The sequence below is a fragment of the Methylomonas koyamae genome, assembly GCF_001644025.1.
Taxonomy (GTDB): Bacteria; Pseudomonadota; Gammaproteobacteria; order Methylococcales; family Methylomonadaceae; genus Methylomonas; species Methylomonas koyamae_A.
The window spans coordinates 108089-121078 of record NZ_LUUK01000194.1 but is presented as its reverse complement, the minus strand read 5'-3'; the positions used below and the strand labels follow the sequence as shown (position 1 = coordinate 121078).

Sequence of the window (12990 nt, the reverse complement as noted above, 5' to 3'; positions counted from 1 at the left end):
TCTTCTCGGCGGGGAGTTTGGTCGGTAGCGAAACCCTGAACCTGAGCGGCACCGGCACCATTGCCAGCAAAAACGTCGGCACCGGCAAAGCGGTGACGCTGGGGACTTTGGCGCTGGCCGACGGCACGAACGGCGGCTTGGCCAGCAACTACACGTTGAGCGGCGGCACCCATACTGCCGACATCGGGGCCTACACGGTCGATCTGACCGGTAGCCGTACCTACGACGGCACCACAGTCATCAATGCAGCCAGTTTGACGACCTCTACTCTGGTTGGCGGTGAAACATTGACTCTGACCGGCGCCGGAAGCGTCGCGGACCAAAATGTCGGCACCGGTAAAACGGTCGCGCTTGGCTCCTTGGCCTTGGGCGACGGCGACAACGGCGGTTTGGCTAGCAATTACACGTTGGTCGGCGGTACGCGTAGCGCCGATGTGACGGCCTACGCAGTCAGTTTGACAGGCAATCGCAGCTACGACGGCAGTACCAACGCGGCGGCCAATATTTTTGCCATGAGCACTCTGGTCGGAAGCGAAACCTTGAGTCTAACCGGTACCGGCACGGTGGCGGATAAAAACGTAGGGGTCGGTAAGTCCTTGACGCTGGGCAGTCTGGCGCTGGCCGACGGCAGTAACGGCGGTTTGGCCAGCAACTATACCCTGGCGGGCGGCACCCATAACGCCACCATCTCCGCGGCAAATTTGACCGTCGGCACCGAAAACGTCAGTAAAACCTACGATGGCAATACGTCGGCAATCGGCACCGCGATCGTCTCGAGCGGCACACTCTACGGTAGCGACAGCCTGATCGGCGGCTCGTTTGCCTTCACCGATAAAAATGTCGGTATCGGCACCAAAACCGTCACGGTTGCCGCTGTCACCGTGAACGATGGCAATTCCGGCGATAATTACTCGGTGTCGTACGTGAATAACACCACCAGCACGATCAACCCGTTTGTCGTGAACCTGAGTGGAGGCCGGAGTTATGACGGTACCACAGTTGTCGCCGCCGGGGATTTGCACACCGGAAGTCTGGTCGGTGGCGAGACTTTAATCCTCACGGGGGCGGGCGCCTTAGGCGATAAAAACGTTGGTACCGGTAAAACCGTAAGTTTGGGCTCCTTGGCGTTGGCCGACGGAAGCAACGGCGGCCTGGCCAGCAACTATACCTTGATCGGCGGCGATCTTAGCGCCGACATTAGCCAAGCCAATTTGGTTTTGACCACCAGCGACGTCATCAAAACATACGACGGCACCACGTCCGCCTCGGGAGCACCGATCGTCAAAGCCGGCAGCGGTAGTCAGCTCTTCGGCTCGGATAGTTTATCCGGCGGCGTGTACACGTTTACCGATAAAAACGCCAACGGCAGCAGCACCGTGACGGTTAGCGGAATTAGTGTTTCCGACGGCAACGGAGGCAACAATTACGCAATCAGTTATAGCGACAACACCACCAGCACCGTTCTGCCCTACGTCATCCATTTAACCGGTTCGAGAGTGTTCGACGGCAGCAATGTGGTGAATTCCGACATTTTCAATTTAGGCACCTTGGTCGGTAACGAAACCCTGTTGCTGAGCGGCGCGGGTTTAATGTCGGATAATCGCGCGGGTATCGATAAACCGGTCGATCTCGGGACTTTGGCCTTGGCCGACGGTGGTAATGGCGGCTTGGCCAGCAATTACACATTAGCCGGCGGCAACCCAATGGTCACCATTCTGCAACCGCCTACGGTCAATACCCCAGCGCCGACCGAGACCGTTAACGCTGGCACCGTGGTACCGGATAACGGCGGAAGTTCGAATAGTAACAATACCGGCAGTGGCGGCGGCGGACGGACTACCGGCTTGGCCATGTCCGCGCTGCGAGGTACCGACAGCAACCGCAGCGTGCAATTCAGCATCGCCGACTCGGGGATCAATAGCGGCGGGAACGCCGCAAGCGGCATGGCGACGGGGGGTGAAGCGCCGACTCAATTAAGCAATACCGTGCATTTATTGGCGTCTCAAACCCTGGTAGCGGGAAGTCAGGTGCAGATCGTCGCCCATGTCGAGGTGAGCGATTACTCGAGCGGGTTCAGCTTTGCGCTGCCCGCCGGCGCATTGTCTACAACGGCCGGCGAAGGCACCGTTACAGCCAAAATGGGTAACGGCGAACCGCTACCGGCTTGGCTGAATTTCAATAGCCACTCTTTAAGTTTTAGTACCGACAACGCTGGTGCCGCGCAATTGCCGCTGCAAGTCGTCATTACTCAAACCAGTCCGAGCGGCCAACAAAAATCGATTGTCGTGACCATCGAAAAACAAGGCCAAGCGATCTGACTTCTCGGCAATAACAGCCGGTCTAGGGTTTCCCCGATCGATCGGCTTTAACCGAGTCTTCTCCTGCTACGCAATGACGATTACGTAGCCTTCGGCACCCAGCGGAGTGTCTTCCGCTGAGGATAAATCCAGCTGTAGTTTCGGCGAATATTGGACGGGTAATTTAATCCCGTCGCCTATTTCAGGAAAAATCGCGCCCTTACCTCAGCCTTCACGACCCTAGTTTGCGAAGGCTGGGGACGCGAGCTGCTCCGCAGGATGAAGATAAACGGTTTATCGGCTGACTCTTAGGTTTTAAAGTAAGCGGTTTATTAACCGCGTCTATATCCGCAGATCGAAGCAAGCGGAGATAGTGTTCACTGATAACGAGGTGGATACCTATGACGGAGCGCAATAGGCGATTATCTCGGCCATTAATCGTCGGGTACCGGCGAGACTGCCGATGTCGCTATCGCTTTGTCCGAAAAGTCAATCGCGTGGTTTAAAGGGCGCTTACTCACAACGTTGAAATGCGAGCTTCCAACTCGACTAAGTCACCCATTCCAATTTGATGCAGAATTAATTTCCCCGTGCTGTCGATTAGGAATGTCGTCGGGGTTAAGTTTACGTTACCGAAATCAGCAGCGCCGCTGCCGTCGACATCCAACGCAACGTCGTAGGGTAGCTTTCGCTCTCTCGTTAGTTCTAATACCCGATTCGGGGGATCGTAATACATCGCTACCGCGATAATTTTCAAGCCACGGTTGGCAAATCGATGATGCCAATTGATCAAGGTGGGGATTTCAGAAAGGCAGCTGGCGCAGTCCGTCGCCCAAAACGTGACCAATACCGGTGAGCCACGCAATTGCCGCAACGAAATTTGCTCGCCGTTTAGCGAGGTAAAAGTGTGGTCGGGCGCGAGCGGTGTTCGGTCGACTAGCTGGAAAATTCCGGCGGCACCGCCAAATAGCAGCAAAGCGAACAGCGCGGTCTTCAGTGTCATGGGTTTTTTCAATCGGGGCGGTCCGGCGATTATAGCAAAGCTGCTAGAATGCCCGTTATGCTTGGCATTGCGGTGGGAACGATGAAAAAAGTCTTGGTTTCGGACAGATTGGCCGAAGAAGGTATTAACTTTCTGACGGCTCAACCGGGTTTGCAGCTTCGAATTCAAACCGGATTGACCGAGGACGAGCTTTGTGAATTGATTGCGGATTACGATGCGCTACTGATTCGTAGCGAGACCCAGGTCAGCGCTAAAGTACTTGCCGCCGCGAAAAATTTAAAAATTATCGGTCGCGCCGGTATCGGCGTCGATAACGTTGACCTCAATGCCGCGACCGAGCGCGGCATTATCGTTATGAATACCCCCGATGCCAACGCCACGACAACCGCGGAGCTCGCCATTGCGCACATGCTTTCGCTCAGTCGGAATTTGCCGGCCGCCAATCAATCGGTGCGTGCCGGGAAATGGGAAAGGTCTAAGTTGATGGGAAGCGAGATCGCTCATAAGACGCTTGCCATTCTCGGTTTTGGCACGATAGGACGCATAGTCGCACTACGCGGGCATGGATTGGGGATGCGGGTCATTGCCCACGATCCGTTCGTGGCGCCTGAAATTTTCAGCAAGTACGGCGTCGAGATGATGGATTTCGATAGTTTGGTTCGGCAAGCCGACTACTTGACCCTGCATTGTCCCTTGCTAGAAAAAACGCGCCATGTGCTCGGGCCCGATCAATTTGCGGCGATGAAAAAAAGTGCGCGTTTGATCAATTGCGCGCGGGGCGGGCTAGTCGATGAACAGGCGCTGTTTCAAGCGTTGCATTCCGGAAGATTGGCGGGCGCGGCGTTGGATGTTTTCGAGCAAGAACCGCCGCAACAACATCCTTTGTTTGAATTGGATAACGTCGTTTTTACCCCGCATCTCGGGGCCTCGACCAAGGAAGCGCAAACAGCGGTCAGTGTTGAAATCGCTAGGCAAGTGACCCAATATTTACAAACCGGCGAAGCCATCAATGCGCTGAATTTGGACAGAGTGTCCAGTGAGGAGTTGAATTTGGCTCAACCCTTTATGCGCTTGGCTAATATACTCGGGAAGGTGCTGGCCGAGTTGCTCGATCAGCCGATTGAACGCTTGGAAGTGGCGTTGTTTGGTAAGGCCGCGTATGCCAAGGTTCGGCCGATTTCCGCCGAAGCACTGATCGGCTTGTTGGCCGGGCAATTGTCGTCACCGGTGAACCGGGTCAATGTCGAACGGATCGCCAAGCGGCAAGGCATTGTTTTGCTCGAGTCTCAAAGTGAATTATCGGAAGGATACCAATCGTTGATTCGGATTACCGGTCATTGCGGTGATCATTCAGTGATTTTGGCGGGAACATTGCTTGGAGATCAGCATCCGCGGTTGGTCAGTATGAATCATTTCGAAATTGAAGTGGTCCCGGAAGGCGTGCTGCTGATTACTCGTCATCACGACCGGCCGGGGGTGATTGCCGCTATTAGCTCGATATTGGGCGGGGCCGGCATCAATATCACTCGGATGCAGGTCAGCAATGCCGATCGCCAGCAATCGGCGATGATGGCGATCAGCGTATCCAATCCGTTAAATCCACAATTGCTGCAGGCCGTTTGCGACGTGCCCGCGGTACAAACGGCAAGGCAAATCGTGTTATGAAGTTTGATGTTATCTGTTTCGACTGCGATAGTACTTTGAGCAGAGTAGAGGGAATCGACGAGTTGGCTAGGCGCAACGGCTTGTTCGAGCAAGTGGCGGCGCTAACCGACGCGGCGATGAATGGCGAGTTACCCCTGGAAGAGGTGTATGCCAAGCGCTTGGAATTAATTCGGCCGGACAGGGCGGCGATTGCTTGGTTGGCACAATTGTATCTCGATGAAATCGTCGACGGCGTCAAGGAAACCGTGGATTCGCTGTTGGCGCATGGCAAGGAAATACATATCGTCAGCGGCGGTTTGCGCCAAGCGATTTTGCCGTTGGCGGACTACTTGGGGATACCCGAGGCCAATGTACATGCGGTTGACGTCGAATTCGACGCTGTCGGTCAGTATCTCGGATTTGCGGTGCATTCGCCGCTGGCGGTTAGCGGCGGGAAAGCCAGAATTTGTCGCAGGCTACGAATGCGCCACGCCGCGCTGGCGATGGTCGGTGACGGAAAAACCGATCTGGAAGCAAAACAGGCCGGCGCTTACATGGTGGGTTTCGGCGGGGTCGTGCGGCGCCCTATGGTCGAGGCCGAGGCGGATTGTTATGTTATCGAACCGTCGCTGATGGCCGTTTTGCCTTATTTGCTGTAAGGCTAGGGTCGATTAGCGGGCGCTAGGGTGGTAGAATTCTCGGTTTTTTATAGGTTTCAGAGGGATAGCATGGCTGGGCACAGTAAGTGGGCAAACATCAAACACCGCAAAGGCGCTCAAGACGCCAAGCGCGGTAAGATTTTTACCAAGCTCATTCGGGAAATCACCGTCGCGGCCAAAAGCTCCGGTGGTGGCGATCCGGCCAATAATCCTAGCTTGCGTACCGCGATCGACAAGGCCTTGGGCGCCAACATGAAGCGCGACACCATCGACAATACGATCAAAAAAGCCACCGGTGCTTTGGATGGCGTGGTTTACGAAGAAGTGCGCTACGAAGGCTACGGTCCGGGCGGCACGGCGGTAATGGTTAACTGTCTGACCGACAACCGCAACCGTACCGTCGCCGATGTGCGGCATGCCTTCTCCAAACACGGCGGCAATCTGGGTACCGACGGCTCCGTGGCTTATATGTTTCGCAAAGTGGGGATCATCGGTTTTTCGAGCGAGGTCGACGAGGATGCGGTGATGGAAGCCGCGATGGAAGCCGGCGCGGAAGACGTTGTAACCAACGACGATGGTTCGATAGACGTCTTTACCGCGCCCGACGATTACTTGAACGTCAAGGAAGCGTTGGCGGCGGTGGGCTTGGTGGCGGAAAATTCCGAAGTGACCATGCACGCCGATGTCAAAACCGATCTGGACAGTGAAGCGGCCGAGAAAATGCTTAAATTAATCGATCGTCTTGAAGATCTGGACGACGTACAAGACGTTTATACCAATGCCGATATCAGCGACGACATCATGATGTCGCTCGGCAATGATTAAGTTCTTTTTAACCCGTTCCCTGGCCCGCTATTGATCAGGATACTCGGCATAGATCCCGGCTCCCGGATCACCGGTTACGGTGTGATAGAGACCACACCGCGCGGTGTTCGCTATATTGCCAGTGGCTGCATCCGCGTGCTTCCCAACGACTTTCCGAGCCGGTTGAAGCAGATTTTCGACGGAGTCAGTGAAATCGTCGCGCTTTATCAGCCACAGCAGATGGGCATCGAACAAGTTTTCATGCATAAGAACGCCGATTCGGCCTTGAAGCTAGGGCAAGCGCGCGGAGCGGCAATTTGCGCGGCGATGAACTTGGATTTGCCGGTACACGAATACGCCGCCCGCCAAGTCAAACAAGCTCTGGTCGGCAAGGGCAATGCCGACAAGACTCAGGTTCAGCACATGGTCAAAATACTGCTGGGAATCCAAGGCGAGATGCAAATCGACGCCAGCGACGCGTTGGCGATAGCGTTGTGCCACAGCCATTATCGAGAAACCGCCTTGCGTTTGGCGAGGGCCGGCGCATGATCGGATTTCTGCGCGGTAAATTAATCCACAAGGCGCCGCCGCAATTGGTTTTGGACGTGCAAGGCGTCGGCTACGAAGTCGAGGCGCCGATGACCACGTTTTACGATTTGCCGGCTTTGGGCGAGGAGGTGCGTTTACATACCCACCTAGTGGTGCGCGAGGACGCGCATATTCTGTTCGGCTTCGCGACCGAAAACGAGCGTTTGCTGTTCAAAACCCTGATTAAAGTCAACGGCGTAGGGCCTAAATTGGCATTGACGATATTGTCCGGCCAAAGCATCGACGAGTTCTACCGTTGTGTCGACGATAACGACGCCAAGAGTTTGGTGCGTTTGCCAGGCGTCGGCCAGAAAACGGCGGAGCGACTGATTATCGAAATGCGCGGCCGGCTACCGGACATCGGTGAGCCCGCGTCGCGGACGACCCAGCAAGCGGCGGCACGCATGCCGGCCGGAGCTAGGCAAGAGGCCGTCAGCGCTCTCTGCGCGCTCGGCTATAAGTCGTCGGAAGCCGAAAAAATGGTCCGAGCGGTGGCCGAAGACGATAAAAGCTGCGAGGACATCATTCGCCAGGCCCTGCGCGGAGCCGTTAAATGATAGAGAGCGACCGGCTGATCAGCGCCAGCGGCAGCGGCGACGAAGAGCGTCAAGATCGGGCCATCCGACCGCGCCGATTGAAGGATTACGTTGGGCAAACCGAATTGCGCCAACAAATGGAGATTTTCATCCAGGCGGCGGTTAGTCGTGCCGAGGCTTTGGATCATGTACTGATTTTCGGGCCGCCGGGTTTGGGAAAAACCACGCTGGCGAATATCGTCGCCGCCGAAATGAATGTCAGCATTCGGCAGACATCCGGGCCGGTGCTCGACAAAGCCGGCGATTTGGCGGCCTTGCTGACCAATCTGCAAGCGCACGACGTATTGTTCATAGACGAGATCCATCGCTTGAGTCCGGCGGTCGAAGAGGTGCTGTATCCGGCTATGGAAGACTACCAAATTGATATTATAATAGGCGAAGGTCCGGCCGCCCGGTCGATAAAGCTGGACTTGCCGCCGTTCACGCTGATCGGCGCGACAACGCGGGCCGGATTGCTGACTTCGCCGCTCAGAGACCGTTTCGGGATCGTGCAACGCCTGGAGTTTTACAGCATCGAGGAACTGGCCAGTATCGTGACGCGTTCCGCGGCAATGCTGGGCATCGGCATGGACAGCGGGGGTGCCGACGAGATCGCGTGCCGCTCGCGCGGTACGCCCAGAATCGCCAATCGTCTCTTGAGACGGGTACGCGATTTTGCCGAGGTAATGGGAAACGGGGTCGTCAATCGGGATATTGCCCAGCGGGCCTTGGCGATGTTGAAAATCGACCAACACGGTTTCGACATGTTGGATCGTAAATTGCTTTTAGCGATGATTGAACACTTTCAGGGCGGGCCGGTCGGGTTGGATACCTTGGCGGCGGCCATCAGCGAGGAGCGCGGCACCGTCGAAGATGTATTGGAACCTTATTTGTTACAGCAGGGATTTATCATGCGGACGCCCCGAGGGCGGGTAGTCACGCATAAAGCTTACAGTCACTTCGGTTTGCCGGCGCCCAACCAAGAACCGGGCAGCGACGACATCTTTAGTTTATGACCTTGTCAAATAGCGCATTCAGTTGGCCGGTCCGCGTCTACTACGAGGATACCGATGCCGGGGGCGTCGTGTTTTACGCCAATTACCTGAAGTTTTTCGAGCGCGCCCGCACCGAAATGTTGCGCGATCGCGGCTTCGAGCAAGACCAACTGTTACGCGAACAAAATCTGATTTTCGTGGTCCGTTCGGTGAGGGTCGATTACCTGAAACCGGCTCGCTTCAACGATTTGCTGCAGGCCACCGCCTCGGTCGTCGAGCATCAAAAAACCAATCTGACCTTTGCTCAAACCCTGATGCGCGGCCAAGACCAATTAGCCAGCGGCGAGATTCGCATTGCCTGTCTCGACGCGCAAACGATGAAACCTAAACCGATTCCCCTTGCCATTTTGGAAACCCTAAACTGATGAATACCGATTTATCCATCCTGACGCTGGTTAAAGAAGCCAGTTTTGTCGTTCAGTTCGTCATGTTCATTTTGCTGTCGGCGTCGGTTGCTTCATGGACTTTTATCTTCTCCAAACGCAAGGAGTTGAAGCAGGCGATCGAGATTACCGATGATTTCGAGGACGAATTCTGGTCCGGAGTCGGTCTGGCCGAACTGTATAAAAAAATGTCCAGCGACCGTTTCGAGCCGGAAGGTATCGAAAAAATCTTTTTGGCGGGCTATCGCGAATTCGCGCGGATGCGCCAGAAAGGCGATGTCGAGCCGTCGGTACAAGTGGAAAGCGCGCAACGGGCGATGCGCATCGAACTTTCGCGCGAACTGGACCGGTTGGATGAGACCTTGCCGTTTCTGGCTACCGTCGGTTCGACTAGTCCGTATATCGGACTGTTCGGCACGGTTTGGGGCATCATGAACTCGTTTCGGGCGCTGGGCGAGATCAAAAATGCCACGTTGTCGAATGTCGCGCCGGGGATTTCCGAGGCTTTGATTGCCACGGCAATCGGCTTGTTCGCGGCGATTCCGGCGGTAATCGCCTACAACCGTTTTTCCACTCGTTTGGATCGCTTGGCGGGCCGTTACGAATTGTTCGTTGACGAATTCGTGGTCCTTTTGCAAAGACAGGCGCACAGCAAATGAATGTCGGTGGCAGCAATCGGAGATCGCGAAAAAAACGCGGCGTCATGGCCGAAATCAACGTCGTACCTTATATCGACGTCACCTTCGTTTTGTTGATGATCTTCATGATCACAGCGCCGCTGGTCCAGACCGGCGTCGATGTCGAACTGCCACAAGCGGAAGCCGAGTCGGTCGATCTACAGGATCAAGTCCCGGTTATCGTTTCGATCAAGAAGGATGGCAGTCTTTACGTCGATATCGGCAATGGCGACGAAGAGGCCGATACGCCGGTCGATGTCGATACCGTCAAGACTCGGGTTGCCGCCGTGTTCAAAAATAATCCAAAAGCCCAGCTTTACGTGCGCGGCGACCACGAAGTGGATTACGGCAGTATCGTTAAAGTGATGGTGGAATTGAAAAAAACCGGCGCCCCCAAGGTTGGTTTGATGACCTCGCCCCCGCCCGAGAGTAAATAACGATAGCGCATGAGAAATTTCAAACCCTCGTTTGTCCTGGCGGTCGCTTTACATATATTGATCGTGTTGCTGTTCAGTATCAGCTTCCTGACCGACAGCGATACCGCTCAGACCGCGCCGCCGGCTGAAGTTATCGAAGCCACGATCCTCGACGGCGCCGAAATCGATGCCGAAGCCGAGCGCTTGAAACAAAACGAAGCCAATAAGCATCAAGCCGAGGTCGAGCACCAACAACAACTGGAAAATGCCCGGAAAGCCGAAGAACAGGCCTTGCAGCAAGCCAAAAAACAGCGAGTGCTGGAAGAACAGAAAATTCAAGAAGCGGCGGAGCGCCGCAAGCAAGAGGCTTTGGAAGAGCAAAAGCGGCAGGAACAACTGGCAGTCAAGCGCAAGGAAGAGGAAAAAAAGCTAGAGGAGGCCAAGGAACGGCGAACTCTGGAAGAGAAAAAAGCCAAGGAAGCCACCGAGAAGCAGAAACAGGCCGAACTGGAGAAGCAAAGGGAAATCGCGGAAAAGCAAGCGACCTTGGAAAAGCAAGCGGCGCTGGAAAAGCAACGGGAAGTCGAAAAACTCAAACAGCTGGAAAAGCAGAAGCAGCAGGAAGCGGAGCGCGAAGCCAAGCTCAAGGAACAAAAACTGGCGGAAGAGGCCAAGCTCAAGCAACAACAAGAAGCCGAAAGCAAGAAACTGGAGCAAGAGAAGAAGCTGCAGGAGCAAAAAGTACTGGAGCAGCAAAAAAAGCTACAGGAACAAAAAGCCGAGGAAGCGAAGCGGCAGGAACAGTTAAAACAGGCGGAATCCAAAGCCAAGGCCGAACGAGAGCAACAACTGGCGGCGGAAAGGGCCAAGGTTGAGAAAGACCGGCAGGCCGCGCTGAACGCGGAAAAAGCCAAGCAAGCCGCCGAAGCCGAAGCGCGGGCCAAAGTTGAAAGGGAAAAACAACTGGTTGCCGAGAAAGCCGAAAAAGACCGCCAAGCAAAGCTCGCCGCCGAAAAAGCCGAGAAGGAGCGCTTGGCGGCGGAAGCCGAGGCTAAAGCCAAAGCCGAAAAAGACCGTCAGGCCAAGTTGGCGGCCGAAAAAGCGGAAAAGGCTGAAAAAGAGCGCTTGGCCGCCGAGGCTGCAGCCAAGGCCAAGGCCGAACAAGAGCGCCAAGCCGCGATTGCCGCCGCCGAAAAAGCCGAACAGGAACGCAAGGCGGCGGAAGCCGCTGCCGCGGCGGCCGCGAAAGCCGAGTCTGACAAACAAGCGAGCTTGGCCGCCAAGGATGCGATCGCCCGTAAGGTTGAGGGCGCTTGGACTCGGCCGATCAGCGCGACGCAGGGCTTGAAATGTACAATTCAGGTAAAATTGCTGGCTAGCGGCGATGTCATGGATGCGGTGGTCGTTAGCAGCAGCGGCGATCCGATTTTCGATCGTTCGGCCGAAAACGCCGTTAGAAAAGCGTCGCCATTGCCGGTCCCGCAGGACAGGAATCTGTTCAATCAGGAATTTAGAGTATTTACCTTTGTGTTTAAGCCGGAATAACCCGTAACGGAACCCTAGAAAATGATGTTAATCCCCCGAATATTAGTCGTCGGCCTGTTGGCTTCGATACTTTCCGTCGCTCAGGCCGCCGGTTTGACAATAGAAATCACCAAGGGCTCGCAAACTGCGGTGCCCATCGCCATCGTCCCGTTCGGTCAGCAGGGCGCCGTCGGCAATGTCAAATTGTCGGATGTGGTTAGCGCCGACTTGGGCGGCAGCGGTTTTTTCAAAACCCTGTCCGAAGACGATATGTTGACCAAGCCGACCGAGCCAGAACGCGTCAATTTCAAGGATTGGCAGGTATTAGGCCAGGACTACGTCGTCATCGGTCAGGTCGTCGGCAACGGCGGCAGCTTCAACATTCAGTTCCATTTGTTCAATGTCCATAACGGCCAATTGTTGATGGGTTACCGGCTGACCGCCGGCGCCAACGAATTGCGCCGCGCCGCCCACCATATCAGCGACTTGATCTACGAGAAGTTGACCGGGCGCAAGGGCGCGTTCAATACTCGAATCGCGTACGTGACCAGCGTGGCGCGCGGCAACGGCAAGCAATACATGCTGCAAGTGGCCGACGCCGACGGCTACAATCCGCGCACGATCGCCGAGTCGCCGGAGCCGATCATGGCGCCGGCCTGGTCGCCGGACGGCAGCAAGATCGCTTACGTATCGTTCCACACCAAGCGCTCGGAAATTTTTATACAAACTTTGGCTACCGGTCAGCGCGAGAGCGTGTCGTCCTATCCGGGTATCAACGGCGCGCCGGCGTTTTCGCCCGACGGCAGCCGCTTGGCGATTACGCTGTCCAAGGACGGTAGTCCCGACATCTACGTGCTGAATCTGTCCGGCCGGAGTTTGACCCGGATGACCTCGGGATTGTCGATCGATACCGAACCGACTTGGTCGCCGGATGGTAGTTCGATCGTGTTCACGTCCGACCAAGGCGGTAAACCGCAGCTTTACATCATGCCGGCGTCCGGCGGTAAAGCCAGTCGCCTGACCTTCCAGGGTGATTACAACGCTCGCGGCCGCTTCTCGGCCGATGGTCGCAGTTTGGCGATGGTGACCGGTAGCGGCGGCGATTACCGGATCGCGGTGATGGATATGGCCTCTCGGACCGTCAACGTGCTGACCGAAGGCCGATTGGACGAGTCGCCGAGCTTCGCGCCCAACGGCAGCATGGTCTTGTTCGCGGCGACGCGCGGCGGCAAGTCGGCGCTGTCCGTCGTATCCACCGATGGCGCGATGCAGCAGAAATTGGCCTTCGAGAACGGCGGGGTTCGCGAGCCGGCCTGGGCACCTTGATCGCCCGAGCGATAGCCTGCAAACTATCACTAATCGACT

General features: G+C 55.8%; 13 protein-coding genes. 12 read left to right on the top strand and 1 reads right to left on the bottom strand.

The features are described from left to right. On the top strand, positions 1–2318 hold a 2318-nt coding region (locus A1355_RS25795; protein WP_197471847.1), incomplete at its 5' end, for a beta strand repeat-containing protein. Positions 2319–2814: 496 nt separating this feature from the next. Here the strand turns inward: A1355_RS25795 and A1355_RS18385 are convergent. Further along, complete coding sequence (locus A1355_RS18385; RefSeq protein WP_231883722.1) at positions 2815–3444, bottom strand: TlpA disulfide reductase family protein; 630 nt, start codon at positions 3442–3444, stop codon at positions 2815–2817. Here A1355_RS18385 and serA point away from each other — a divergent pair. The 11 genes from serA (at position 3382) to tolB (ending at position 12951) form a co-directional block, all read left to right on the top strand. Beyond that, complete coding sequence (gene serA, locus A1355_RS18380) at positions 3382–4965, top strand: phosphoglycerate dehydrogenase (protein WP_064030740.1); 1584 nt, start codon at positions 3382–3384, stop codon at positions 4963–4965. The genes A1355_RS18385 and serA overlap by 63 nt on opposite strands. Next, positions 4962–5603, top strand: a complete 642-nt coding sequence (locus tag A1355_RS18375) for an HAD-IB family phosphatase (RefSeq protein ID WP_064030729.1) — start codon at positions 4962–4964, stop codon at positions 5601–5603. The genes serA and A1355_RS18375 overlap by 4 nt, the downstream gene beginning before the upstream one ends. Before the next feature lie 69 nt (positions 5604–5672). After that, positions 5673–6428 (top strand): YebC/PmpR family DNA-binding transcriptional regulator, encoded by a 756-nt coding sequence (locus tag A1355_RS18370; RefSeq protein WP_064030728.1) that lies wholly within the window; start codon positions 5673–5675, stop codon positions 6426–6428. Positions 6429–6458: 30 nt separating this feature from the next. Then, positions 6459–6956 carry a crossover junction endodeoxyribonuclease RuvC gene (ruvC, locus tag A1355_RS18365; protein ID WP_064030727.1) on the top strand — a complete coding sequence of 166 codons (498 nt, stop codon included), beginning with the start codon at positions 6459–6461 and terminating at the stop codon, positions 6954–6956. Next, entirely contained in the window at positions 6953–7552 is a 600-nt protein-coding gene (gene ruvA / locus A1355_RS18360) for a Holliday junction branch migration protein RuvA (RefSeq protein WP_064030726.1), read from the top strand. Before ruvC ends, ruvA begins: the two co-directional genes overlap by 4 nt. Beyond that, positions 7549–8586 (top strand): Holliday junction branch migration DNA helicase RuvB, encoded by a 1038-nt coding sequence (gene ruvB / locus A1355_RS18355; protein WP_064030725.1) that lies wholly within the window; start codon positions 7549–7551, stop codon positions 8584–8586. The genes ruvA and ruvB overlap by 4 nt, the downstream gene beginning before the upstream one ends. Further along, positions 8583–8990, top strand: coding sequence for a tol-pal system-associated acyl-CoA thioesterase (ybgC, locus tag A1355_RS18350; RefSeq protein WP_064030724.1), 408 nt, complete (start codon positions 8583–8585; stop codon positions 8988–8990). Before ruvB ends, ybgC begins: the two co-directional genes overlap by 4 nt. After that, positions 8990–9667: a protein TolQ gene (tolQ, locus tag A1355_RS18345; RefSeq protein ID WP_064030723.1), complete on the top strand. Its 678-nt coding sequence runs from the start codon at positions 8990–8992 to the stop codon at positions 9665–9667. The genes ybgC and tolQ overlap by 1 nt, the downstream gene beginning before the upstream one ends. Before the next feature lie 44 nt (positions 9668–9711). Continuing rightward, complete coding sequence (gene tolR / locus A1355_RS18340; RefSeq protein WP_231883721.1) at positions 9712–10122, top strand: protein TolR; 411 nt, start codon at positions 9712–9714, stop codon at positions 10120–10122. Positions 10123–10131: 9 nt separating this feature from the next. After that, positions 10132–11646, top strand: coding sequence for a cell envelope integrity protein TolA (gene tolA / locus A1355_RS18335; RefSeq protein WP_064030721.1), 1515 nt, complete (start codon positions 10132–10134; stop codon positions 11644–11646). Between the two features lie 21 nt (positions 11647–11667). After that, positions 11668–12951, top strand: coding sequence for a Tol-Pal system beta propeller repeat protein TolB (tolB, locus tag A1355_RS18330; RefSeq protein ID WP_064030720.1), 1284 nt, complete (start codon positions 11668–11670; stop codon positions 12949–12951). Positions 12952–12990 lie beyond the last annotated feature (39 nt).